The sequence below is a fragment of the Neisseria weixii genome, from assembly GCF_002327085.1.
In the GTDB taxonomy this organism is placed as follows: domain Bacteria; phylum Pseudomonadota; class Gammaproteobacteria; order Burkholderiales; family Neisseriaceae; genus Neisseria; species Neisseria weixii.
In genome coordinates this window covers 2259395-2285970 of record NZ_CP023429.1, presented here as the reverse complement: position 1 = coordinate 2285970, position 26576 = coordinate 2259395, and the positions used below count along the sequence as shown (strand labels likewise).

Genomic DNA, 26576 nt, shown 5'->3' with positions numbered 1-26576 from the left:
CTCATGGATAACGAATTATGGGTCATCTTGCTGCCGATTATCCTGTTGCCGGTGTTTTTCGCGATGGGGTGGTTTGCCGCGCGGGTGGACATGAAAACGGTGTTGAAACAGGCCAAAAGCATTCCGACCGGTTTCTATAAAAGCTTGGACGCGCTGGTTGACCGCAATAATGGCCGCGCCGCCCGCGAACTGGCCGAAGTGGTGGATCAGCAGCCTCAATCTTACGATTTGAACCTGACCTTGGGCAAACTCTACCGCCAGCGCGGCGAGAACGACAAGGCCATCAATATGCACCAAGCCTTGCTCGAGTCGCCTGATACCGTCAATGAGAAGCGCGAACGCGTGTTGTTTGAATTGGCGCAAAACTACCAAAGCGCCGGTTTGGTCGACCGTGCCGAGCAAATCTTCATCGGCTTGCTCGAGGGCGGCATGGCGCGGGAAGCCCGCCATCGTCTGATGAGCATTTACCAACAAGACCGCGATTGGGCAAAAGCCATCGAAATGGCACAATTATTGAGCCACAACGAGCAGACTTATCAATTCGAGATTGCGCAGTTTTATTGTGAAATCGCCCACGGTGCGCTGTTTAAATCCAATTTCGACGTGGCGCGCTACAACGTGCAAAAAGCCTTGGAAGCCAATAAAAAATGTACCCGTGCCAACATGATTTTGGGCGACATCGAAGTCAAACAGGGCAACTTTTCCGCTGCGGTTGAAGCCTATGGCGCGATTGAGCAGCAAAACCACTCTTACCTGAGCATGGTCGGCGAGAAAATGTATGATGCCTATGCCGCCCAAGGCAAGCAAGAGGAAGGCTTGAACCGCTTAATCGGCTACATGAAAACTTTTCCTGATCTGGATTTGATTAACGTTATCTACGAAAAAGCCTTGCTGCTCAAAGGCGAAGCGGAAGCAGCCGCATTGGCTGTGGAATTGGTGCGTCAAAAACCGGATTTAAACGGCGTGTACCGTTTGCTCGGTTTGAAGCTGAGCGACATGCCGGCGGAATGGAAAGGTGATGCCGATATGATGCGCGCCGTTGTCGGCCGCCAACTGCAAAAAAGTGTGATGTACCGCTGCCGTAATTGCCATTTCAAATCGCAGGTGTTTTTCTGGCATTGTCCGGCGTGTAACAAATGGGAAACTTTCGCGCCCAACCGTATTGAAGTGTAAGTGCTTGAATTGTGAAGGCCGTCTGAAAAAATATTTTTCAGACGGCCTTTTTTATGTAGATCGTGATTATACGGCCACCGCCGCTTTAATATGCGGATGCGGATCGTAATCCACCAATTCAAAATCTTCAAAGGTGAAGGCAAACAAATCTTTCACATCCGGGTTGATTTTCATGGTCGGGAGCGGACGCGTGTCGCGGCTCAATTGCAGTTCGGCCTGTTCAAAGTGGTTGCGGTAAAGGTGGGCATCGCCGAAAGTATGGATAAATTCGCCCGCTTCCAAACCGCACACTTGCGCCACCATCATGGTCAGCAGGGCATAGCTGGCGATGTTGAATGGCACGCCCAAGAAAATATCGGCGCTGCGTTGGTAGAGCTGGCAGGAAAGTTTGCCGTCGGCCACATAAAATTGAAACAGCGCATGGCATGGCGGTAAGGCCATTTCGTCCACCAAAGCCGGATTCCATGCGGAAACGATTAAACGGCGGCTGTCGGGATTTTTTTTGATTTGTTCCACCACATTGGCGATTTGGTCGATGTGACGGCCATCGGGAGCCGGCCAACTTCGCCATTGGTAGCCGTAAACCGGGCCTAAATCGCCGTTTTCATCGGCCCATTCGTCCCAAATCGACACATTATTGTCTTTCAGGTATTTGATGTTGGTGTCGCCTTTGAGAAACCACAGCAATTCATGAATGATGGAGCGCAAGTGCAGCTTTTTGGTGGTCAAAAGCGGAAAACCTTGGCTTAAATCGAAGCGCATTTGGTGGCCGAACACAGAGCGTGTGCCTGTGCCGGTGCGGTCGGCTTTGTCGGTGCCCTGTTCGAGAACACGGCGCATAAGGTCGTGATAGGCTTTCATAAGAATTCCTTATATTTGAATGGCTGTCATTTTAGCATTTCAGACGGCCTGATGCATGGGAATTGAATTGGCTGGTTGAATAGCCGCTTAAATGAGATTAAATCACAACCAAAATACATCAAATTGTTGACAAAATTTTGCATTGTATCAAATTTGATGGAAATTTACACAATAAATTTTAGAAATAGAGTTTTTTAATTTTAGTCTGTAATTCCATTTTATATATAAATATAAATAAATAATGCTAATTAATTTTTATTATTCAAAATTAAATTTTTTTAAATAAAAATCCATTTAAAATAATGTCAACAATTTTACAAAAAAATACTTGGCAGCAAAAAAAAATAAGGTTATATTTCATTCCACAAATTTCCTACTTTGGGATGAATTACCATCCGATCATTTTTTTGGAGTGTATCATGACCGATTTAAATGCCTTGTTCGAAAAACTGAAAAAGAACAACCCCAACCAAGAGCCGTTTCACCAAGCTGTAGAAGAAGTGTTTGAAAGCTTGAAACCTTTTTTGAAAGACAATCCTAAATACACCCAGCAAAACCTGTTGGAGCGCATTGTCGAGCCTGAGCGTGTGATTATGTTCCGCGTGACTTGGGTGGACGATAAAGGCGAAGTGCAGGTAAATCGCGGCTACCGCATTCAAATGAGCTCTGCCATCGGCCCTTACAAAGGCGGCTTGCGTTTCCACCCGACTGTTGACTTGGGTGTGTTGAAATTCTTGGCCTTCGAGCAAGTATTTAAAAATGCTTTGACCACCTTGCCGATGGGCGGTGGTAAAGGTGGTTCCGACTTTGACCCTAAAGGCAAATCTGACGCGGAAGTGATGCGCTTCTGCCAAGCCTTCATGACCGAACTCTACCGCCATATCGGCCCGAATACCGACGTACCGGCCGGCGACATCGGTGTGGGTGGTCGCGAAATCGGCTTCTTGTACGGACAATATAAAAAAATCCGCAACGAATTCACTTCTGTGCTGACCGGTAAAGGTTTAACTTGGGGCGGAAGCTTGATTCGTCCTGAAGCTACCGGCTACGGCTGCGTGTATTTCGCACAATTCATGTTGGAAACCAAACAAGACAGCATGAAAGGCAAACGCGTGCTGATTTCCGGTTCGGGCAACGTGGCGCAATATGCTGCTGAAAAATCAATTCAATTGGGCGCTAAAGTGCTGACTGTTTCTGACTCTAACGGTTTTGTTCAATTTGCCGACAGCGGTATGACTGAAGCGCAATTGGCTGCGTTGGTCGAATTGAAAGAAGTACGCCGCGAGCGTTTGTCTGTGTACGCCAAAGAACAAGGCTTGCAATACTTTGAAGACCAAAAACCTTGGGGTGTGGCTGCCGATGTGGCTCTGCCTTGCGCGACCCAAAACGAATTGGACGAAGAAGCAGCCAAAACCTTGCTGGCCAACGGTTGTAAAGTGGTTGCCGAAGGTGCCAACATGCCATCGACTTTGGGCGCAGTAAAACAATTCTTGGATGCGAAAATCCTGTACGCACCGGGCAAAGCATCCAATGCCGGCGGTGTGGCAACTTCAGGTTTGGAAATGAGCCAAAACGCCATCCGCTTGTGCTGGACTCGCGAAGAAGTGGACAAAAACCTGTTCAACATCATGAAAGACATCCATGAGAACTGTGTGAAATACGGTACCCGTGAAGACGGCAGCGTAAACTACGTTGACGGTGCGAATATTGCCGGTTTCGTTAAAGTGGCTGACGCGATGTTGGCGCAAGGTATCTAATCTTTTGGTGATGTAAAATCCGAAAATATATCAAAGGCCGTCTGAAATTTCATACGGCCTTTATTGTTTGGTACCGTGTTGATAAATTTAATCTCCGATAACGGCAAATTTGTCCCAATTGGCCTGTACATAAGCCACCGTTGCGGCCATGTCTTCATCGGCGGTTTCGTAATATTCGCCGTCGAGCTCTTCAAAATCGGCAAACTTGGCACGGATGTTGTCTAACGGTGTATCCGCTTCGGCCAGTTGCTCGATGTCTGCGCCGTATTTTTCATATAAGGCTTCGGCCTTGTCTAAAATTTTCGGGGTCGGCTTAATCCGCCAGCGGCGCAGGCTGTCGGCCACGGGATTGTGAAAAATATATTCGCCGTAACCTGCTGCAATCAGTTGCGCGAAGCCGCCTTCCTGCACTTGGCTGTCGAGATAGCAGTAAGCCACCAGTGTGTGCTGTTCGTCGTTTAACGAAGCCATTTCTTCATCGCCGTTTTGTGCGGTATGGTCGAGATAGGCTGCGCTCAAGGTATAGAGAAACTCGGCAGGGTCGTTGGGGTTGAGTTCGTCACGTTGGAATAAAGTGGTCATATCAGGCCGTCTGAAAAATGGGAATGAACATTATAAGGAAACGGGCAGGGCTGGGAAAGATGGGTAATGATTCAGACGGCCTCATTTATCCGCACCCGCAAATGTGTTATCGTGAAGCCATCATAATAAAGGAAACCATGATGCACACACTTCCCCTGAAAGCGGCGTGTTTTGCCACGCTGCCCAACACGTTTTACAGCACCATCAAGCCCGAGCCGCTGAATCAGCCGTATTGGATTGCGGTCAACGAAACCTTGCTTCAAGAATTGAATATGCCGTCTGAAAGTTTTCAGACGGCCTCAAACCTTGCTTATCTTTCCGGCAGCGCGACGGAATATCAGCCGCAACCCATTGCAACGGTTTACAGCGGCCATCAATTCGGCGGTTACACCCGCGCTTGGGCGATGGGCGTGCATTGTTGCTGGGTGAAACGCCGGATGAGCATGGCAAAGCGTGGGAATGGCAGCTGAAAGGGGCGGGCAAAACGCCGTATTCGCGTTTTGCCGACGGCAGGGCGGTGTTGCGCTCGAGCGTACGCGAGTATTTGTGTTCCGAAGCCATGCATGGCCTGAAAATTCCGACCACACGTGCCTTGGCTTTAGTGGGTAGCGATGATGGGGTATATCGTGAAACGATGGAAACCGCTGCCGTGGTCACCCGCATTGCCCCGAGCTTTATCCGCTTCGGCCACTTCGAATATTTTTTCTACACCGGCCGCGAAGCCGAGCTGAAAACGTTGGCCGATTTTGTGATTGCGCATTATTACTCCGAATGCCGTGAAGCCGAAAATCCTTATCTGGCTATGCTGCAAACGGTGGCCGGGCGAACCGCCGAAACCGTTGCCGCATGGCAGAGCGTCGGCTTTTGCCACGGCGTGATGAATACCGACAACATGTCGATACTCGGCCTGACCATTGATTACGGCCCATTCGGTTTTATGGAAGGCTACGACCGCCGCCACGTCTGCAACCATTCCGACCACGAAGGCCGTTACGCCTATCATGCCCAACCCTACATCGCGCATTGGAACTTGGCGGCTTTGGCCAATTGTTTTGAATCTTTGGTGCCGGAAAAAGAACTCAACGATTTATTGGAACAATGGCCGGACACTTTTCAGACGGCCTATCTCAAACGCATGCGCCCGAAACTCGGTTTGCTGACTGAGCAGGCAGACGATGCGGAATTGATTGCCGATATGTTTGCCGCGTTGCAAGACAAAAAAGTCGATTTCACTTTGTTTTTCAGAAAATTAAGCGAAGTCAGCAATGTGCATGATGATGCGTTGCCGTCTGAATTAATGGCCTTGTTTGGCGAGCATAATTCGCAATTGTTTGTACGCTGGGCCGGCCGTTACCGCCAACGCCTGCGTGCCGAGAATAGCGGCCATACCGAACGCAAGCAGCGCATGAATCAGGCCAATCCGCTGTATGTGTTGCGCAATTATCTGGCGCAACAAGCCATCGAATTGGCGCAGCGAGGTGATTATCGCGAAATCGAACGCCTGCGCCGCTGTTTGGCCAACCCGTTTGACGCGCGGCCGGAGTTTGCCGATTTCGCCCAACCAGCACCGGAATGGGCGGAAGGGATTGCGGTGAGTTGTTCGAGTTAAAGTGAAAGGCCGAGACCTTTGCAAAACCTCATGAAGCACCAATAAAAATCAAAACAGCCGTCATTCCCACCCAGGCGGCAATCTATTTTTGAGCATGGCAAACTATTGAATAAAATAAGTTTCTGAAATTTTAAGGCGGATTACCGCGTGTAGAAAATCCTAATGGTGTTTACACTTTTGCTTTTTTTTGCTTGAAGACCCATTTGGGGATTGTTGAATGTTGCCAAGAATGCCGAAAGGCACGGCAACGCCGCATGGTTCTTGATAATGCTCAACAATCCTAAAACAATCATTTAGGCAGAAAATAAAAGCTGTTTTGCATAAAAAGTGTAAACAACCCGACAATTTCCTACATCTCAGGCCGTCTGAAACAGAATTTTGTTTCAGACGGCCTTTTCATTCAATCGCTTATCAAGCCGGTTCGGCCATTTGCAGCGCTTGTTGGATGTCTACCGACACAATTCTCGATACGCCTTTTTCCTGCATGGTCACACCGACGAGCTGCTCGGCCATTTCCATGGTCAGGCGGTTGTGCGAGATGTAGAGGAATTGGGTTTGCGCCGACATTTCTTTCACCAAATTACAGAAACGCGAGGTGTTGGCATCATCGAGCGGCGCATCCACTTCGTCGAGCAGGCAGAACGGCGCAGGGTTGAGGCTGAACAGGGCAAACACCAAGCTCATGGCGGTGAGGGCTTTTTCGCCGCCGGAGAGCAGATGGATGGTGCTGTTTTTCTTGCCGGGCGGGCGCGCCATGATCGACACGCCGGCGGTAAGCAGGTCGTCGCCAATCATTTTCAGCACCGCTTCGCCGCCGCCGAACAGAGTCGGGAAGAAGGTTTGTACTTTTTCGTTGACCGCGTCGAAGGTTTCTTTGAAACGCGCTTTGGTTTTGTTGTCGATTTGGCCGATGGCTTCTTCGAGCAGGTCAATCGCAGCCTGTACGTCTTCGCTTTGGCTGCGGTAATAATCGTCGCGTTCGCGCGCTTCTTCCAATTCCTGCAGGGCGGCGAGGTTGACCGCGCCCAAGGCTTCGATTTGTTGCGTGAGGCTGCCGATTTGGTTGTTCAACACGTTCAGACGGCCTGCTTCTTTGGCCAAAGTTTCCAATTGCGCCAAATCGGCGTTGCGTTCGGTCAGGTTTTGATGGAAGCGCTTGGCGTTAATCAAGGCTTCTTGCTGTTGGAGCAAAGCAGTTTGCGTGGCTGCTTGAAGCTGCGGCAATTTGGCCTGCAAGGTTTGCTGGCGGGCATATTGTTCGCGGCCTTGCGCTTGGGTTTGGTTCAAGGTTTCCTGCAGCACGGCGTATTCTTCGTCGAGTGTCTGCACAGCTTCGATTAATTCTTCGAGCTTGATGTGCTGCTCGTCATCCTGCATTTCGGTTTCGTAAGCCAGCATCAATTCCTGCTGGCGTGCCTGTAAATCCAAGGTTTGTTCGTCTAAACGCGTAAGCTGCTGTTGCAGGTTGTGTTTTTGCTGTTGCAGTTTGTGCGCGGCCACTTCGGCCAAGCCGTAGCGGCGGTTGGCTTCGAGCAGGGCAAGTTGCGCCTGTTTCAGACGGCCTTGCCGGGTTTGGCGGTCGGCAGAAAATTTGTGTTGCTGGTGTTCCAATTCGGTAATGGCTTCGAGCAGGGCGGCGATGTCGTCTTCAAGCCCCTCTGAAGACTGGATCAGAATGGTTTGTTCTTCTTCAAGCTGCGCCAATTCCTGCGTGATGTGTTCGCGACGGATTTGGCCTTGGTTGGTACGTGCCAATAATTCGGCGGCATGCTGCTGGGCTTGGTGGTATTGCTGGGTGTGCTGTTTTTGCTGCCGGGTCAGGTTTTTGTGATGGTTTTCAGCGGCTTGCAACGCAGCTTGTGCTTGGTTGCGGGTTTGTTCGGCAGCGGACAGTTGCGGCGAGAGTTGGCTAAGTTCGGTAGTGAGTTTGTCCAAGCGGGCTTTCTGCGCAATCAGGTTTTCCTGCTGAGGTTCGGCGTAAAGCAACACGCTGACTTTATCAACCTGATGGCCTTCCGGTGTGAGCCAGATTTGTTGGCCGCTCAAATCGCTTTGGTGGGTAAGGGCGTAATCCAAATTCGGCGCGCACAATACGCCGTCGAGCCAATGGTATAAGGCCGTCTGAAAAGGCGCTTGGGCTTGGATTTGGTTCAACAAGGCTTGTGCGGGCAGCGATTTCTTCAGGCCTCCGGTGAGTTTGTCGCTCAACCATGCAGCCTGATTAGGGGGCAGGGGGAAGGCGGATTAAAGGAGTCGGGTACGGCACGCGCTTGCAAACGTTCGGCCAGTACCACGCTTAAAGCATGCTGCCAGTCGTCCGGTGCGCTGATGTGTTGCCACAGCTGCGGCGCGTTGTCGTGTGCGGTGGCTTGCCAAAAATCGGCGGCCTCCTGCGTTTGCACCAATAATTGCGACAAAGCCTGCTGCTGAGCTTGCAGGGTAATGTGTTGCCGCTGTAGGGTTTGGAAATGATTTGAGGCCGTCTGAAAAGCGTCGCGCAGGGCGGTTAATTGTTCTTCGGCGGCAAAGATTTGTTCTTCGTAATGTTCTTGTTGGCTTTGTAGCAAGGAGGAGCGCTCTTGCGCGGCAGCGGTTTCGATGTCGTCGGGTAGATTTAGGGCGTGGCTTTCCTGTTTCAGACGGCCTTTGCGTGCCTCATGCTGCTGCACAGTTTCTTTGGCGTGGGCAAGTTGTTGCTGCTTCAAAGCCAATTCGCGTTTGATACGGCCGGTTTCGTCTTGCTGGGTCTGATAGGCGGCATTGAGTGCGGCTTGGGCTTCTTCCAATTCGGGCAGTTGGGTTTCGTGTTCGGCCACCTGCATGGCGAGTTCGGCCAGCTCAATTTGTTTTTCTTCGTTTTGAATATCGGTGTCTTCAAGTTGGGCGTGGATTTGTTGCTGCTCTTGGTGAATACGCTGCAGTTGCGCCTGTGCCGCTTGGCGGTCGCGCTCAATGCGTTGGCTCAAGTTGCGTTGGTGGCGCATTTGTTCTTCCAAGCGGGCAATCTGCTCGCGCAACACACCGCGGCGGGTGCTCAATTCATGCACGCTTTGCTGCTGAGCCTGTTCGGCAGCTTGCAGGGTGTGTACTTCATCCATCAGCGTTTGGATTTGCGTGGCGGTTTCGTCCTGTTGCGCTTGCAGCGATTGATGTTGCGCGGTAGCTTTGTCGGCGGTGGCCAGTGCTTGCTGCCACTGAGTGTAGTCGAGCAAATCCTGCTGTCGGTTAAGTTGGGCGGTGAGGGTTTTGTAGCGCTCGGCGGTTTCAGCCTGTTTCTCCAACTTTTCAACCTGACGCCCCAACTCGTTTTGCAAGTCGCTCAAGCGCTGCAAATGTTCGCGCGTATCTTTCAGACGGCCTTCGGTTTCTTTACGGCGCTCTTTATATTTAGATACCCCCGCCGCTTCTTCTATATAAGCACGCAATTCTTCCGGCCGCGCTTCAATAATGCGCGAAATCATGCCTTGTTCAATCACTGCATAACCGCGCGCGCCCACGCCGGTACCTAAGAATAAATCGGTAATGTCGCGGCGGCGAACGGCTTGGTTGTTGATGTAGTAGGTAGAATCGCCTTGGCGGGTAAGCTGGCGTTTGATACTGACTTCCGCATATTGTCCCCAAGCGCCTTGCAGGGTGTGGTCACTGTTGTCAAACACCAATTCTACCGAAGCGCGAGGTGCAGGACGTCGGGTGGCGGCTCCGTTGAAAATCACGTCTTGCATACTCTCGCCCCGCAATTGTTTGGCAGAAGCTTCGCCCAATACCCAGCGCACAGCATCAATGACATTCGATTTGCCGCAACCGTTGGGACCAATCACGGCAACCAGTTGCCCCGGTACGTGAATGGTGGTCGGGTCGGTGAAAGATTTGAAGCCGGAAAGTTTGATATGAGTAAGGCGCATGAGTTTCTTAGAAAACGGGTAAAAGCAAAGGCGGTATTTTAACGGAAATCAACCAAAATTTTGCAGGTTTTGATTAATTAAATGCTCTGAAAATGAAATGGGTTTTATCAGATTTTATATTTGGCGGGGAAGGTGTTGTTTAAACGCCGCAACTTCGGTGAATGAGGGCAGACAACGTATAGTCCATTCACATTAAAAAATAATAAATATCATAAAATCATAAATTTATTATATCTTTAGGATTGGTTGGATTGTTAAATAATGTTGTCAAAATGACGATGACGAGCTGCTATTAACTACCTGTTGTCTGATTAATCTACCGTTAATATTCAATAGAAATATTACTTCGGTTAAAGCGTATATTATATGCTGTAAGGGTTAGTATCGGGCAAGTAGCAGATATTTTTTATGACTATCAAATAATTTAAGCACTGTGTTGGCGATCTGCGTGTGTGTGCTTTGGAAAAATTTAAACTATTATAATCAAATAAATAGGAGCTTAAAATGTTGAAATTTCGTAGCTTGTTATGGGGTTTGTTGCCGGTGACCGTGTTGGTTGGTTGCGCGCACCAACAAAAAGAAACGTGGGTGGATACAACAGAAACCGTTTACAGCACTGATGTGCCGGAAGGGCGCTCTTCGGTGGTGTTCTATCGCCAAGCCAATGCGCTGCAAGGTGCTACTGTAAATATTTACGTGAATGGTGAATACTCAGGGTCTTTGCAGCCTAATGCTTACCGTCAAGAATTGATTTGTGCGCAAAACCAAAAATTCTTTGCTGATTTTACCCGTCAAGATTCAGCATATTATAAAAAAGCCAATTCAGGCGATTACTACAATCTGCCCGAATCTACGGTCTCTTTCTTTAAAGTTGTCGATAACGGCAACGGTCAACCTGTTTTACAAAGTGTGACGCCTGAACAAGCCGAAGCAGAAATGAAAGGTGTAAAACGTCAAAATCATACCTTATCTCGTGTTGTTAGTCCTGCTAAATGTGCGCAGGTGCTGAAAAAATACAATTTAGAAGCGTCGGCTCTGTTTAAGTTTGACCGCTCCGACTACAAAGATATGTTGGAAAAAGGTAAGCAGGAAATTGCCGCCGTATCCGCAGGCATCCGTGAGAACAAAGCCAAAGTGAACAGCATTGAAGTCATCGGCCATACCGATCCGGAAGGTAAACCGGCTTATAACCAAAACTTGTCTGTTCGTCGTGCCGAGACTGTAAAACGTGCATTAGGCGAAAGTGGTTTGGATACTAACCTGATTTCTGCTCAAGGTCGTGGCGCACAAGAATTGCTGATCAACGACTGTCGCAAACGTTTCCCTACAAACGCCAAGGCTCGTAAGGAATGTGACCAACCTAACCGTCGTGTAGAAATCATTCTGCACGGTGAGAAATAATTAACAATAAAAGGTACTTAAAATGTCTAAAAACATTACGTTAAAAATCAATAACGCTAAAGAAACCGTCGAAACCGTTCAATTTCAGACGGCCTCTGGTGAAGTATTGCGCATTCCTGCTCAATCCAAGGTGAACTACCAGTTTATCGATGAGGCGACTCAATTTGGTCCTGAAAACATCATGACCAAACGTGTCGGCGATAACTTGGAAGTAGCTTTTGAAGGCTCTGATATCAGCAATCCCGACTTGATTATTGAAGGCTACTATTCAAGTGAAATTGATGCTTCTAAGAGCAGCCTGTTGATTGGTCAACACGAAAACGGCGGTATGTATCCATACGTTCCGGAGAGTGCCGAACCTGCTGATGCCGTTACTATGCTGGCTGAAGAGGTTGAAGCAGGTCAAGCTTTGGGTGGCGAAATCATCAATAGCCTGTGGGCGCCAAATCCTTTGTGGTTGTTGGCATTGTTGCCGTTGGGTGCGGCAGCTGCTGCATTGGCTAAAAATGATGACGATGATAAAGACAATAAAGCGTTTATCACCGTTGATGCGCCTAATGACCCTTCTAATACTAAGCCTACTATTACCGGTACCGTTGATGATGTGGAGCCGGGCCAAGTTGTTACTTTGACCATTATTGATTCTAAGGGCGACACTCAAATTGTGACTACCACAGTGCAGGAAGGCGGTACTTATTCGGTTGAAGTGCCGAATGAATTGCCTGATGGTCCATATCGTGTTGAAGCTGTTGTAGCGGATAAAGCCGGTAATGTTGCCAAAGCAAACGACTCAAGCGTAATCGACTCAGTTGTATTGTTAACTGTAGATGCACCGGATGAAGTGTCAAATGACAACACACCTTTAATTATCGGCACTTCCGATGCCATCGGCCAAATTGTTACTTTGACAATTACGGATTCTGAAGGTGTTACGCATACCTTGACTGTGCCGGTAAACGAAGAAGGCAAATATTTCATCGAGGTACCTGATGAATTGCCTGATGGTAAATACACTGTTGAAGCAACAGTATCTAATACTACTGGTAAAACAGCTACTGCAACAGATGAAGGTGCAATTGATACAACTGTGTTGATTACAGTTGACGCACCGGATTTAACCAATGACAACACACCTTTGATTACCGGTACCACGACCGATGCAGAAGAAGGTCAAGTGGTGACCCTGACCGTGACCGATGCCAACGGCTCAACCCAAGTGGTGACCACTACGGTGAAAGCGGATGGTAGCTATGAGGTAGAAGTGCCGTCTGAATTGCCTAGTGGTACATACTCTGTTGAAGCAACGGTTACTGATAAAGTTGGTAATGTTGCGACTGCAAAAGATGATGGTAATACCATCGACACGACTGCACCGGTGATTACCGTAGACGTACCGGAGACCGGTAACGACACGACCCCGACCCTTACCGGCAGCACCGATGCGCCGACAGGCACTGTTGTTACCGTAACCGTGACCGATGGCAACGGCGAGACCCAAGTGGTGACCACTACCGTGAAAGACGACGGCAGCTTTGAGGTAGAAGTACCGAACGAATTGCCGGAAGGCCCGGTTAAAGTGACAGCCGAAGTAGAAGATCCGGCCGGCAACAAAGGCACGGCGACCGACGAAGGCACCATCGACACGACTGCACCGGCGATTACCGTCGATGCGCCGGACAACAGCAACGACAACACCCCGACCCTTACCGGCAGCACCGATGCACCGGCAGGTTCGGTAGTGACCCTGACCGTGACCGATGCCAACGGCGCAACCCAAGTGGTGACCACCACCGTGAAAGCGGGCGGCACTTACGAAGCGGACGTACCGGCAGAATTGGCGGACGGTAGCTACACAGTGTCAGCGGAAGTGGCCGATGCCGCCGGTAACAAAGCCACGGCGGCCGACACCGGTTCAGTAGACACCACTGCTGCGATTAGCGTAGACGCACCGGATTTGAGCAATGACAACACACCTTTGATTACCGGTACCACGACCGATGTCGAAGCAGGCCAAGTGGTGACATTGACCGTGACCGATGGCAACGGCGAGACCCAAGTGGTGACCACTACGGTGAAAGCGGACGGCACTTACGAAGCAGAAGTACCGAACGCATTGCCGGACGGTAGCTACACAGTCGATGCCAAAGTGACCGACAAAGCCGGTAACGCGGCCGAAGCCAGTGACGACAACGGCGGCAAAGGCAACGTCATCGACACGACTGCACCGGTGATTACCGTAGACGTACCGGAGACCGGTAACGACACGACCCCGACCCTTACCGGCAGCACCGATGCACCGGCAGGTTCGGTAGTGACCCTGACTGTGACCGATGCCAACGGCGAAACCCAAGTGGTAACCACCACCGTGAAAGCGGACGGCACTTACGAAACAGACGTACCGAACGCATTGCCGGAAGGCGAAGTGAGCGTTGTGGCCGAAGTAGAAGACCCGGCCGGCAACAAAGGTACGGCGACCGACAAAGGCACCATCGACACGACTGCACCGGTGATTACCGTAGACGTACCGGAGACCGGTAACGACACGACCCCGACCCTTACCGGCAGCACCGATGCGCCGACAGGCACTGTTGTTACCGTAACCGTGACCGATGGCAACGGCGAGACCCAAGTGGTGACCACTACCGTGAAAGACGACGGCAGCTTTGAGGTAGAAGTACCGAACGAATTGCCGGAAGGCCCGGTTAAAGTGACAGCCGAAGTAGAAGATCCGGCCGGCAACAAAGGCACGGCGACCGACGAAGGCACCATCGACACGACTGCACCGGCGATTACCGTCGATGCGCCGGACAACAGCAACGACAACACCCCGACCCTTACCGGCAGCACCGATGCACCGGCAGGTTCGGTAGTGACCCTGACCGTGACCGATGCCAACGGCGCAACCCAAGTGGTGACCACCACCGTGAAAGCGGGCGGCACTTACGAAGCGGACGTACCGGCAGAATTGGCGGACGGTAGCTACACAGTGTCAGCGGAAGTGGCCGATGCCGCCGGTAACAAAGCCACGGCGGCCGACACCGGTTCAGTAGACACCACTGCTGCGATTAGCGTAGACGCACCGGATTTGAGCAATGACAACACACCTTTGATTACCGGTACCACGACCGATGTCGAAGCAGGCCAAGTGGTGACATTGACCGTGACCGATGGCAACGGCGAGACCCAAGTGGTGACCACTACGGTGAAAGCGGACGGCACTTACGAAGCAGAAGTACCGAACGCATTGCCGGACGGTAGCTACACAGTCGATGCCAAAGTGACCGACAAAGCCGGTAACGCGGCCGAAGCCAGTGACGACAACGGCGGCAAAGGCAACGTCATCGACACGACTGCACCGGTGATTACCGTAGACGTACCGGAGACCGGTAACGACACGACCCCGACCCTTACCGGCAGCACCGATGCACCGGCAGGTTCGGTAGTGACCCTGACTGTGACCGATGCCAACGGCGAAACCCAAGTGGTGACCACCACCGTGAAAGCGGACGGCACTTACGAAACAGACGTACCGAACGCATTGCCGGAAGGCGAAGTGAGCGTTGTGGCCGAAGTAGAAGACCCGGCCGGCAACAAAGGTACGGCGACCGACAAAGGCACCATCGACACGACTGCACCGGTGATTACCGTAGACGTACCGGAGACCGGTAACGACACGACCCGACCCTTACCGGCAGCACCGATGCGCCGACAGGCACTGTTGTTACCGTAACCGTGACCGATGGCAACGGCGAGACCCAAGTGGTGACCACTACGTGAAAGACGACGGCAGCTTTGAGGTAGAAGTACCGAACGAATTGCCGGAAGGCCCGGTTAAAGTGACAGCCGAAGTAGAAGATCCGGCCGGCAACAAAGGCACGGCGACCGACGAAGGCACCATCGACACGACTGCACCGGCGATTACCGTCGATGCGCCGGACAACAGCAACGACAACACCCCGACCCTTACCGGCAGCACCGATGCACCGGCAGGTTCGGTAGTGACCCTGACCGTGACCGATGCCAACGGCGCAACCCAAGTGGTGACCACCACCGTGAAAGCGGGCGGCACTTACGAAGCGGACGTACCGGCAGAATTGGCGGACGGTAGCTACACAGTGTCAGCGGAAGTGGCCGATGCCGCCGGTAACAAAGCCACGGCGGCCGACACCGGTTCAGTAGACACCACTGCTGCGATTAGCGTAGACGCACCGGATTTGAGCAATGACAACACACCTTTGATTACCGGTACCACGACCGATGTCGAAGCAGGCCAAGTGGTGACATTGACCGTGACCGATGGCAACGGCGAGACCCAAGTGGTGACCACTACGGTGAAAGCGGACGGCACTTACGAAGCAGAAGTACCGAACGCATTGCCGGACGGTAGCTACACAGTCGATGCCAAAGTGACCGACAAAGCCGGTAACGCGGCCGAAGCCAGTGACGACAACGGCGGCAAAGGCAACGTCATCGACACGACTGCACCGGTGATTACCGTAGACGTACCGGAGACCGGTAACGACACGACCCCGACCCTTACCGGCAGCACCGATGCACCGGCAGGTTCGGTAGTGACCCTGACTGTGACCGATGCCAACGGCGAAACCCAAGTGGTAACCACCACCGTGAAAGCGGACGGCACTTACGAAACAGACGTACCGAACGCATTGCCGGAAGGCGAAGTGAGCGTTGTGGCCGAAGTAGAAGACCCGGCCGGCAACAAAGGTACGGCGACCGACAAAGGCACCATCGACACGACTGCACCGGTGATTACCGTAGACGTACCGGAGACCGGTAACGACACGACCCCGACCCTTACCGGCAGCACCGATGCGCCGACAGGCACTGTTGTTACCGTAACCGTGACCGATGGCAACGGCGAGACCCAAGTGGTGACCACTACCGTGAAAGACGACGGCAGCTTTGAGGTAGAAGTACCGAACGAATTGCCGGAAGGCCCGGTTAAAGTGACAGCCGAAGTAGAAGATCCGGCCGGCAACAAAGGCACGGCGACCGACGAAGGCACCATCGACACGACTGCACCGGTGATTACCGTAGACGTACCGGAGACCGGTAACGACACGACCCCGACCCTTACCGGCAGCACCGATGCACCGGCAGGTTCGGTAGTGACCCTGACTGTGACCGATGCCAACGGCGAAACCCAAGTGGTGACCACCACCGTGAAAGCGGACGGCACTTACGAAGCGACGTACCGAACGCATTGCCGGAAGGCGAAGTGAGCGTTGTGGCCGAAGTAGAAGACCCGGCCGGCAACAAAGGTACGGCGACCGACAAAGGCACCATCGACACGACTGCACCGGTGATTACCGTAGACGTACCGGAGACCGGTAACGACACGACCCCGACCCTTACCGGCAGCACCGATGCGCCGACAGGCACTGTTGTTACCGTAACCGTGACCGATGGCAACGGCGAGACCCAAGTGGTGACCACTACGGTGAAAGACGACGGCAGCTTTGAGGTAGAAGTACCGAACGAATTGCCGGAAGGCCCGGTTAAAGTGACAGCCGAAGTAGAAGATCCGGCCGGCAACAAAGGCACGGCGACCGACGAAGGCACCATCGACACGACTGCACCGGCGATTACCGTCGATGCGCCGGACAACAGCAACGACAACACCCCGACCCTTACCGGCAGCACCGATGCACCGGCAGGTTCGGTAGTGACCCTGACCGTGACCGATGCCAACGGCGCAACCCAAGTGGTGACCACCACCGTGAAAGCGGGCGGCACTTACGAAGCGGACGTACCGGCAGAATTGGCGGACGGTAGCTACACAGTGTCAGCGGAAGTGGCCGATGCCGCCGGTAACAAAGCCACGGCGGCCGACACCGGTTCAGTAGACACCACTGCTGCGATTAGCGTAGACGCACCGGATTTGAGCAATGACAACACACCTTTGATTACCGGTACCACGACCGATGTCGAAGCAGGCCAAGTGGTGACATTGACCGTGACCGATGGCAACGGCGAGACCCAAGTGGTGACCACTACGGTGAAAGCGGACGGCACTTACGAAGCAGAAGTACCGAACGCATTGCCGGACGGTAGCTACACAGTCGATGCCAAAGTGACCGACAAAGCCGGTAACGCGGCCGAAGCCAGTGACGACAACGGCGGCAAAGGCAACGTCATCGACACGACTGCACCGGTGATTACCGTAGACGTACCGGAGACCGGTAACGACACGACCCCGACCCTTACCGGCAGCACCGATGCACCGGCAGGTTCGGTAGTGACCCTGACTGTGACCGATGCCAACGGCGAAACCCAAGTGGTAACCACCACCGTGAAAGCGGACGGCACTTACGAAACAGACGTACCGAACGCATTGCCGGAAGGCGAAGTGAGCGTTGTGGCCGAAGTAGAAGACCCGGCCGGCAACAAAGGTACGGCGACCGACAAAGGCACCATCGACACGACTGCACCGGTGATTACCGTAGACGTACCGGAGACCGGTAACGACACGACCCCGACCCTTACCGGCAGCACCGATGCGCCGACAGGCACTGTTGTTACCGTAACCGTGACCGATGGCAACGGCGAGACCCAAGTGGTGACCACTACCGTGAAAGACGACGGCAGCTTTGAGGTAGAAGTACCGAACGAATTGCCGGAAGGCCCGGTTAAAGTGACAGCCGAAGTAGAAGATCCGGCCGGCAACAAAGGCACGGCGACCGACGAAGGCACCATCGACACGACTGCACCGGCGATTACCGTCGATGCGCCGGACAACAGCAACGACAACACCCGACCCTTACCGGCAGCACCGATGCACCGGCAGGTTCGGTAGTGACCCTGACCGTGACCGATGCCAACGGCGCAACCCAAGTGGTGACCACCACCGTGAAAGCGGGCGGCACTTACGAAGCGGACGTACCGGCAGAATTGGCGGACGGTAGCTACACAGTGTCAGCGGAAGTGGCCGATGCCGCCGGTAACAAAGCCACGGCGGCCGACACCGGTTCAGTAGACACCACTGCTGCGATTAGCGTAGACGCACCGGATTTGAGCAATGACAACACACCTTTGATTACCGGTACCACGACCGATGTCGAAGCAGGCCAAGTGGTGACATTGACCGTGACCGATGGCAACGGCGAGACCCAAGTGGTGACCACTACGGTGAAAGCGGACGGCACTTACGAAGCAGAAGTACCGAACGCATTGCCGGACGGTAGCTACACAGTCGATGCCAAAGTGACCGACAAAGCCGGTAACGCGGCCGAAGCCAGTGACGACAACGGCGGCAAAGGCAACGTCATCGACACGACTGCACCGGTGATTACCGTAGACGTACCGGAGACCGGTAACGACACGACCCCGACCCTTACCGGCAGCACCGATGCACCGGCAGGTTCGGTAGTGACCCTGACTGTGACCGATGCCAACGGCGAAACCCAAGTGGTAACCACCACCGTGAAAGCGGACGGCACTTACGAAACAGACGTACCGAACGCATTGCCGGAAGGCGAAGTGAGCGTTGTGGCCGAAGTAGAAGACCCGGCCGGCAACAAAGGTACGGCGACCGACAAAGGCACCATCGACACGACTGCACCGGTGATTACCGTAGACGTACCGGAGACCGGTAACGACACGACCCGACCCTTACCGGCAGCACCGATGCGCCGACAGGCACTGTTGTTACCGTAACCGTGACCGATGGCAACGGCGAGACCCAAGTGGTGACCACTACCGTGAAAGACGACGGCAGCTTTGAGGTAGAAGTACCGAACGAATTGCCGGAAGGCCCGGTTAAAGTGACAGCCGAAGTAGAAGATCCGGCCGGCAACAAAGGCACGGCGACCGACGAAGGCACCATCGACACGACTGCACCGGCGATTACCGTCGATGCGCCGGACAACAGCAACGACAACACCCCGACCCTTACCGCAGCACCGATGCACCGGCAGGTTCGGTAGTGACCCTGACCGTGACCGATGCCAACGGCGCAACCCAAGTGGTGACCACCACCGTGAAAGCGGGCGGCACTTACGAAGCGGACGTACCGGCAGAATTGGCGGACGGTAGCTACACAGTGTCAGCGGAAGTGGCCGATGCCGCCGGTAACAAAGCCACGGCGGCCGACACCGGTTCAGTAGACACCACTGCTGCGATTAGCGTAGACGCACCGGATTTGAGCAATGACAACACACCTTTGATTACCGGTACCACGACCGATGTCGAAGCAGGCCAAGTGGTGACATTGACCGTGACCGATGGCAACGGCGAGACCCAAGTGGTGACCACTACGGTGAAAGCGGACGGCACTTACGAAGCAGAAGTACCGAACGCATTGCCGGACGGTAGCTACACAGTCGATGCCAAAGTGACCGACAAAGCCGGTAACGCGGCCGAAGCCAGTGACGACAACGGCGGCAAAGGCAACGTCATCGACACGACTGCACCGGTGATTACCGTAGACGTACCGGAGACCGGTAACGACACGACCCCGACCCTTACCGGCAGCACCGATGCACCGGCAGGTTCGGTAGTGACCCTGACTGTGACCGATGCCAACGGCGAAACCCAAGTGGTGACCACCACCGTGAAAGCGGACGGCACTTACGAAACAGACGTACCGAACGCATTGCCGGAAGGCGAAGTGAGCGTTGTGGCCGAAGTAGAAGACCCGGCCGGCAACAAAGGTACGGCGACCGACAAAGGCACCATCGACACGACTGCACCGGTGATTACCGTAGACGTACCGGAGACCGGTAACGACACGACCCCGACCCTTACCGCAGCACCGATGCGCCGACAGGCACTGTTGTTACCGTAACCGTGACCGATGGCAACGGCGAGACCCAAGTGGTGACCACTACGGTGAAAGACGACGGCAGCTTTGAGGTAGAAGTACCGAACGAATTGCCGGAAGGCCCGGTTAAAGTGACAGCCGAAGTAGAAGATCCGGCCGGCAACAAAGGCACGGCGACCGACGAAGGCACCATCGACACGACTGCACCGGTGATTACCGTAGACGTACCGGAGACCGGTAACGACACGACCCCGACCCTTACCGGCAGCACCGATGCACCGGCAGGTTCGGTAGTGACCCTGACTGTGACCGATGCCAACGGCGAAACCCAAGTGGTGACCACCACCGTGAAAGCGGACGGCACTTACGAAACAGACGTACCGAACGCATTGCCGGAAGGCGAAGTGAGCGTTGTGGCCGAAGTAGAAGACCGGCCGGCAACAAAGGTACGGCGACCGACAAAGGCACCATCGACACGACTGCACCGGTGATTACCGTAGACGTACCGGAGACCGGTAACGACACGACCCCGACCCTTACCGGCAGCACCGATGCGCCGACAGGCACTGTTGTTACCGTAACCGTGACCGATGGCAACGGCGAGACCCAAGTGGTGACCACTACGGTGAAAGACGACGGCAGCTTTGAGGTAGAAGTACCGAACGAATTGCCGGAAGGCCCGGTTAAAGTGACAGCCGAAGTAGAAGATCCGGCCGGCAACAAAGGCACGGCGACCGACGAAGGCACCATCGACACGACTGCACCGGCGATTACCGTCGATGCGCCGGACAACAGCAACGACAACACCCCGACCCTTACCGGCAGCACCGATGCACCGGCAGGTTCGGTAGTGACCCTGACCGTGACCGATGCCAACGGCGCAACCCAAGTGGTGACCACCACCGTGAAAGCGGGCGGCACTTACGAAGCGGACGTACCGGCAGAATTGGCGGACGGTAGCTACACAGTGTCAGCGGAAGTGGCCGATGCCGCCGGTAACAAAGCCACGGCGGCCGACACCGGTTCAGTAGACACCACTGCTGCGATTAGCGTAGACGCACCGGATTTGAGCAATGACAACACACCTTTGATTACCGGTACCACGACCGATGTCGAAGCAGGCCAAGTGGTGACATTGACCGTGACCGATGGCAACGGCGAGACCCAAGTGGTGACCACTACGGTGAAAGCGGACGGCACTTACGAAGCAGAAGTACCGAACGCATTGCCGGACGGTAGCTACACAGTCGATGCCAAAGTGACCGACAAAGCCGGTAACGCGGCCGAAGCCAGTGACGACAACGGCGGCAAAGGCAACGTCATCGACACGACTGCACCGGTGATTACCGTAGACGTACCGGAGACCGGTAACGACACGACCCCGACCCTTACCGGCAGCACCGATGCACCGGCAGGTTCGGTAGTGACCCTGACTGTGACCGATGCCAACGGCGAAACCCAAGTGGTGACCACCACCGTGAAAGCGGACGGCACTTACGAAACAGACGTACCGAACGCATTGCCGGAAGGCGAAGTGAGCGTTGTGGCCGAAGTAGAAGACCCGGCCGGCAACAAAGGTACGGCGACCGACAAAGGCACCATCGACACGACTGCACCGGTGATTACCGTAGACGTACCGGAGACCGGTAACGACACGACCCCGACCCTTACCGGCAGCACCGATGCGCCGACAGGCACTGTTGTTACCGTAACCGTGACCGATGGCAACGGCGAGACCCAAGTGGTGACCACTACCGTGAAAGACGACGGCAGCTTTGAGGTAGAAGTACCGAACGAATTGCCGGAAGGCCCGGTTAAAGTGACAGCCGAAGTAGAAGATCCGGCCGGCAACAAAGGCACGGCGACCGACGAAGGCACCATCGACACGACTGCACCGGCGATTACCGTCGATGCGCCGGACAACAGCAACGACAACACCCCGACCCTTACCGGCAGCACCGATGCACCGGCAGGTTCGGTAGTGACCCTGACCGTGACCGATGCCAACGGCGCAACCCAAGTGGTGACCACCACCGTGAAAGCGGGCGGCACTTACGAAGCGGACGTACCGGCAGAATTGGCGGACGGTAGCTACACAGTGTCAGCGGAAGTGGCCGATGCCGCCGGTAACAAAGCCACGGCGGCCGACACCGGTTCAGTAGACACCACTGCTGCGATTAGCGTAGACGCACCGGATTTGAGCAATGACAACACACCTTTGATTACCGGTACCACGACCGATGTCGAAGCAGGCCAAGTGGTGACATTGACCGTGACCGATGGCAACGGCGAGACCCAAGTGGTGACCACTACGGTGAAAGCGGACGGCACTTACGAAGCAGAAGTACCGAACGCATTGCCGGACGGTAGCTACACAGTCGATGCCAAAGTGACCGACAAAGCCGGTAACGCGGCCGAAGCCAGTGACGACAACGGCGGCAAAGGCAACGTGATTGATACGGCGGTACCAGCAGTAGCTGCTGAAGATAAGGCTGTTAAAGAAGCTTCTGGTACAGTTGTAAACGGTGTAATTAAAGTATCAGACGCTTTGGTTGCGAGTATTACGGTAGCAGGTAAAGATGTCACAGCTGCTACTGTAGGCAGCCCTGTGACCGTAACGACCAAGCTGGGTACTTTGGTGATTACCGGTTACAATGCAGCTAAAGGTGAAGTTTCTTACCGTTATACTGAAAACGGTAAAGCAAAAGACCACAGTGCCGGCGATGACTCCGTGAAAGACAGTTTCGTGGTTGTTGTACGTGATAAGGCAGGTAATACCGCGATGGACAGTTTGGATATCCAGATTACCGATACTGCCCCGGTAGCAGTAAATGACGCTAACAGCATTGCCGAATCTGGTACGGATGTAAGCGGCAATGTGTTGGATAACGATACCTTGGGAGCAGATAGCCCGGTATCCGTAGTTGCAGGAAATACTGTCGGCCAATATGGTTCGCTGACTCTGGATGCAAACGGTAAATATACTTACACATTGAATACCGGCAATGCAGCGGTAAAAGCCTTAAACAGCGGTGAATCGTTGCAAGAGACTTTCACGTACACGGTGACTGATGCAGATGGAGACAAATCTGCTGCAACGCTGACGATTAATATTAATGGTCAAGATTCCGATAAAGCAATAATTGGAAACAATGATTCAAATAATATTCGTGGGGTACGGTAACGATGTGTTGATTGGCGATACTGGTGGTTATGAGATTATTATCAAGCCCGGTCATGATTACAATGTGGCGGTTATCTTGGATACTTCCAACAGTATGGCGCAGTATCGAACCGATAAGGGTGAATCCTACATTGAGATTGCACGTAAATCCCTTTTGAAGTTGGCAAAAGACTTTGCGAATCACGATGGCAAACTGAATGTAACATTCTTTGCTTTTGGAACGACTGCGACGCAAAAAGTAACCATTTCCCAGCTTACGGAAGCTAATGTTGATAAATTAGTAAACGCTATCTATGGTGTGAAAGCCAGCGGTTTGACTAACTATGACGACGTATTCCGTGATGCGACCTCTTGGTTCAAAGGTGTATCAGGCAATGGCTATAAAAACGTTACTTACTTTTTGACTGACGGAGAACCGACTACACATGGTAATACGGGTTTTGGCAATGTTTACAAAGGCTATGTAAACCAAGGTTCGGTAACAGAAGCGTTGAAGAGCTTTAAAGGCTTGTCGGCCGTTTCGGATGTTCATGCGGTGGGTTTCTCTAAAGGTATCCAGAAAAACATGTTGAACTTCTTCGATAATACAGTTGCACAAGGCAATAAAGTTACCGAACAAGATTTAAGTTTGCATAAACATAGCGGCCGCGTTATTTACCAAGGTGCTGCAGGTGAATCGCAAGTGGTTTCGACTCCGGAAGAGCTTGATGCCGCATTGGAAAGCGGTACAACCGAACGCGTGGTAAACAAAATATCCGGAGACACCTTAAGAGGTGGAGATGGCGACGATGTCATTTTTGGCGACAGCTTGAATACCGATTACCTGAGTTGGACCAACGGTATTACCGGTATCCAATATACCGAAGGTACACACGACGGCATGGGAGCGCGCGCATTGACCGAATACATCAAGTGGACGGAAAACGGCGGCGGCGATGCGACTGAACAGCAAATCGGTGATTATGTCCGCAAGAACTGGACCGAACTGTTGGATGACCGTATCGACGGCGGTAACGATACCTTGATTGGCGGTTCGGGTAATGACATCTTGTTCGGCGGTGCCGGTAATGATACTTTGACCGGTGGCGTGGGTGCGGATAAATTCGTATTCTTGGCCAACGGCAACAGTGGCCGTGATGTCATTACTGACTTCCAGGCAGGCAAAGATAAAGTCGTATTTGCCGACTTGGTTAGTCCGCAGCAGTTAGAAAACGCTGTTTGGGATGATGCAAACCACGTCTTGAGCTTTACCGGTGTGGCAAAAGATGGTCAAACTTACCAAAACAGCATTACCTTCCAAGGTTTGTCTGCCGGTGAGACACTGGAATCTGTGCTGCAAAACCACATTGAAACCCTGGGCTAATCACATAGCCTGTCAAGAAAGCCCTGCTGAAAAGCAGGGCTTTTTTTATCCGGATGATTTCGGCCATGAAGTAGAGATCCACAAAAGGTTTCAGACGGCCTTGAAATCAAACCATGGGTTTATCAATAAATCTTTTTATTTTTTGAAATAAAACAGAGAATTGTAGGCTGAAAACTTTGCAAAACCTCATAAACCACCAACAAACGGCACAACGGCCATCATTCCTGCGCAGATGGAAATCCATCTTTGAGAATGGCAAGCTATTGAATAAAATAAGTTTCTGAAATTTTAAGATGGATTCCCACCTACGCGGGGATGACGTCGATTCTTTGTGCAGTGGCTTTCAGGGCGTTTTGCAAAAATCTCAGACTATTTGCTGATTAAAGCCGGATAAAATCATCAAGGCCGTTTGAAGCGTAATTTGTTTTCAGACGGCCTTTTATTTTATTTGCTTTATTTAAACCACTTGCTCAATGCCGGAATGCGCGACAACAGCACAAAATCCAACACTGCAATCAGCAAAATGGCAATGATGGCGGTCGGGAAGAGCAGTGCCACCAGTAGAAGCGGAAAAGCCATTGCCCACCACACCGGTAATTCTGCCTTGTTTGACGGCGGATTCAAACCGACGGCGTGACTCGGGCGGCGTTTCCACCACATCACAAAACCGCTGACACACATTAAAATTACCGCCAAACAAAACGCCACATTGGCCGCCACGCTCCACCAGCCCAGTGTGCCCATGTGCAGCGCGATGCTGACTGCCATGAATTTGCCGAACGCGTTGTAGTCATCGTAGCGGATATCGGCCAACTGTTTGCCGCTGTATTGGTCGAGATGCACGGTGCGGTCGATAAAAGGGCTGTTGGCATCGTAGCTCATCGAATCTTGCGACAGTGTCCACACGCCTGTTTCGCCTTGCGGCAGATTCAATTGATAGCGGCCTTGAAAACCGATTTCGCGTGCGTAGCGGTCAACGGTTTCCAATGTCATCGGTTCGTCAGGGTTAATCCCGTCTTTGCCTAAAGTTGTGCCTGATTGCGGCATGGGCGTCAGCTCCAATACCCACGGCACTTCTTTGGTTTTGCCGTCATTCAATAATTGGCCGTAGGTGACGACATCCGATTCGGGATTGGGAGGAACGCCCCATTTGCCGGCCGGGAACTGGCTCCAAGCCTGTACTGCCTTGCCGCCCCAAATGCCTGCCCATGCGATGCCGGATAAGCAGAACAACAACAAAATCAGCGAAATCCATGCACCGACTGCACCGTGAATCTCGCGCCAAGCAGAGCGGCCGGAAGTGATATTCGGCAGCAGCATATTTTTCAGACTGCCTTGTTTGCGCCACCATAAATAAACGCCGGTTATGATCAGCAAAATAGTTAACGATGCTGCGGTTTCCAATAAATAATCGCCAAACGTACCGAGCAAAATATCGCTGTGGATTTCGTCCATCAAATGATACCAATCCTGATTGCGCGGAAATACTTTGGCCACCTGTGCTGTGTAAGGATCAATCGCCACTATCATCGCCTTGCCATCATCGTTGACGCGGAACACCGCCGCCATATCGTCGGCACGAGGCGCAATGTATTGCACCACTGAAGCGGTTTCCGACTGTAAGGCTCTGCGCGCCGCTTCAGCTTGTACCGATAAAGGTTGTACCACGGCTTGGGGGTGACATGAATCCGTTCGCCGTCGCGGCCGCTGATGTTGGCGAACAACAGCATGGCCAAGCCCGTGGCCGCCAGTAAAATTAAAAAAGGCGCGACAAAAAAGCCTGCGTAAAAATGCCAACGCCACACAGTCAGATAACGGCGGTTGGCCTGTTGCGCCTTATCCGGCGCGGTAGAGGAAGGGGTCATGTGGTTTTCCGTTGTATTGAAAACAGGCTATTATAGCGATGGCTCGGTTTGCCATAAATACAGTTGCTGTAAAAATGCGACCGAATCTGATATAAGA

General features: G+C 52.9%; 14 protein-coding genes and 4 pseudogenes. 14 read left to right on the top strand and 4 right to left on the bottom strand.

The annotated features are described in order from the left end of the window. The first annotated feature begins 3 nt into the window (after window positions 1–3). Entirely contained in the window at window positions 4–1173 is a 1170-nt protein-coding gene (gene lapB, locus CGZ65_RS11435; protein WP_096295894.1) for a lipopolysaccharide assembly protein LapB, read from the top strand. Between the two features lie 66 nt (window positions 1174–1239). Here lapB and CGZ65_RS11430 read toward each other — a convergent pair whose 3' ends face one another. Beyond that, window positions 1240–2034 carry a thymidylate synthase gene (locus tag CGZ65_RS11430; protein ID WP_096295893.1) on the bottom strand — a complete coding sequence of 265 codons (795 nt, stop codon included), beginning with the start codon at window positions 2032–2034 and terminating at the stop codon, window positions 1240–1242. A gap of 419 nt (window positions 2035–2453) precedes the next feature. Between CGZ65_RS11430 and gdhA the strand changes: the two genes are divergently transcribed. Continuing rightward, on the top strand, window positions 2454–3791 hold the full coding sequence (gene gdhA, locus CGZ65_RS11425) for an NADP-specific glutamate dehydrogenase (RefSeq protein WP_096296187.1): 1338 nt from the start codon (window positions 2454–2456) through the stop codon (window positions 3789–3791). A gap of 87 nt (window positions 3792–3878) precedes the next feature. Here gdhA and CGZ65_RS11420 read toward each other — a convergent pair whose 3' ends face one another. Then, window positions 3879–4373 (bottom strand): DMP19 family protein, encoded by a 495-nt coding sequence (locus CGZ65_RS11420; RefSeq protein ID WP_096295892.1) that lies wholly within the window; start codon window positions 4371–4373, stop codon window positions 3879–3881. A 140-nt stretch (window positions 4374–4513) separates the two neighbouring features. Here CGZ65_RS11420 and CGZ65_RS11415 point away from each other — a divergent pair. Continuing rightward, a pseudogene (locus CGZ65_RS11415) lies at window positions 4514–5982 on the top strand (protein adenylyltransferase SelO). A gap of 411 nt (window positions 5983–6393) precedes the next feature. Here CGZ65_RS11415 and smc read toward each other — a convergent pair. Then, window positions 6394–9884: pseudogene (smc, locus tag CGZ65_RS14425) on the bottom strand (chromosome segregation protein SMC). A gap of 504 nt (window positions 9885–10388) precedes the next feature. Between smc and CGZ65_RS11405 the strand changes: the two are divergent. The 11 genes and pseudogenes from CGZ65_RS11405 to CGZ65_RS11355 all read left to right on the top strand — a co-directional run bounded on the left by CGZ65_RS11405 (window position 10389) and on the right by CGZ65_RS11355 (window position 24614). Beyond that, complete coding sequence (locus CGZ65_RS11405) at window positions 10389–11285, top strand: OmpA family protein (RefSeq protein ID WP_096295891.1); 897 nt, start codon at window positions 10389–10391, stop codon at window positions 11283–11285. A 22-nt stretch (window positions 11286–11307) separates the two neighbouring features. Continuing rightward, window positions 11308–15015 (top strand): Ig-like domain-containing protein, encoded by a 3708-nt coding sequence (locus tag CGZ65_RS11400; protein WP_096295890.1) that lies wholly within the window; start codon window positions 11308–11310, stop codon window positions 15013–15015. A 43-nt stretch (window positions 15016–15058) separates the two neighbouring features. Next, entirely contained in the window at window positions 15059–16528 is a 1470-nt protein-coding gene (locus tag CGZ65_RS11395) for an Ig-like domain-containing protein (RefSeq protein WP_096295889.1), read from the top strand. After that, entirely contained in the window at window positions 16525–18102 is a 1578-nt protein-coding gene (locus tag CGZ65_RS11390; RefSeq protein WP_198345288.1) for an Ig-like domain-containing protein, read from the top strand. The genes CGZ65_RS11395 and CGZ65_RS11390 overlap by 4 nt, the downstream gene beginning before the upstream one ends. After that, window positions 18099–18227 (top strand): annotated as a pseudogene (locus CGZ65_RS14420) (hypothetical protein); the annotation flags it as partial. The gene CGZ65_RS11390 and the pseudogene CGZ65_RS14420, both read left to right, overlap by 4 nt. Further along, window positions 18219–18962 carry an Ig-like domain-containing protein gene (locus CGZ65_RS11385; RefSeq protein ID WP_332457945.1) on the top strand — a complete coding sequence of 248 codons (744 nt, stop codon included), beginning with the start codon at window positions 18219–18221 and terminating at the stop codon, window positions 18960–18962. The pseudogene CGZ65_RS14420 and the gene CGZ65_RS11385, both read left to right, overlap by 9 nt. Before the next feature lie 2 nt (window positions 18963–18964). After that, complete coding sequence (locus CGZ65_RS11380; protein ID WP_096295886.1) at window positions 18965–19231, top strand: Ig-like domain-containing protein; 267 nt, start codon at window positions 18965–18967, stop codon at window positions 19229–19231. After that, window positions 19231–20091, top strand: coding sequence for an Ig-like domain-containing protein (locus tag CGZ65_RS11375; RefSeq protein WP_096295885.1), 861 nt, complete (start codon window positions 19231–19233; stop codon window positions 20089–20091). Before CGZ65_RS11380 ends, CGZ65_RS11375 begins: the two co-directional genes overlap by 1 nt. Before the next feature lie 2 nt (window positions 20092–20093). Next, window positions 20094–20558, top strand: coding sequence for an Ig-like domain-containing protein (locus CGZ65_RS11370; protein ID WP_096295884.1), 465 nt, complete (start codon window positions 20094–20096; stop codon window positions 20556–20558). Beyond that, the gene (locus tag CGZ65_RS13015) at window positions 20555–23251 is read left to right on the top strand and encodes a beta strand repeat-containing protein (protein WP_157742785.1); all 2697 of its coding nucleotides are present in this window, start codon (window positions 20555–20557) and stop codon (window positions 23249–23251) included. The genes CGZ65_RS11370 and CGZ65_RS13015 overlap by 4 nt, the downstream gene beginning before the upstream one ends. Then, window positions 23220–24614: a VWA domain-containing protein gene (locus CGZ65_RS11355; RefSeq protein WP_157742784.1), complete on the top strand. Its 1395-nt coding sequence runs from the start codon at window positions 23220–23222 to the stop codon at window positions 24612–24614. Before CGZ65_RS13015 ends, CGZ65_RS11355 begins: the two co-directional genes overlap by 32 nt. 453 nt (window positions 24615–25067) lie before the next feature. On the opposite strand, the pseudogene CGZ65_RS11350 reads toward CGZ65_RS11355, so the two are convergent. Continuing rightward, window positions 25068–26479, bottom strand: a pseudogene (locus CGZ65_RS11350) (PepSY-associated TM helix domain-containing protein). Between the last annotated feature and the right edge of the window lie 97 nt (window positions 26480–26576).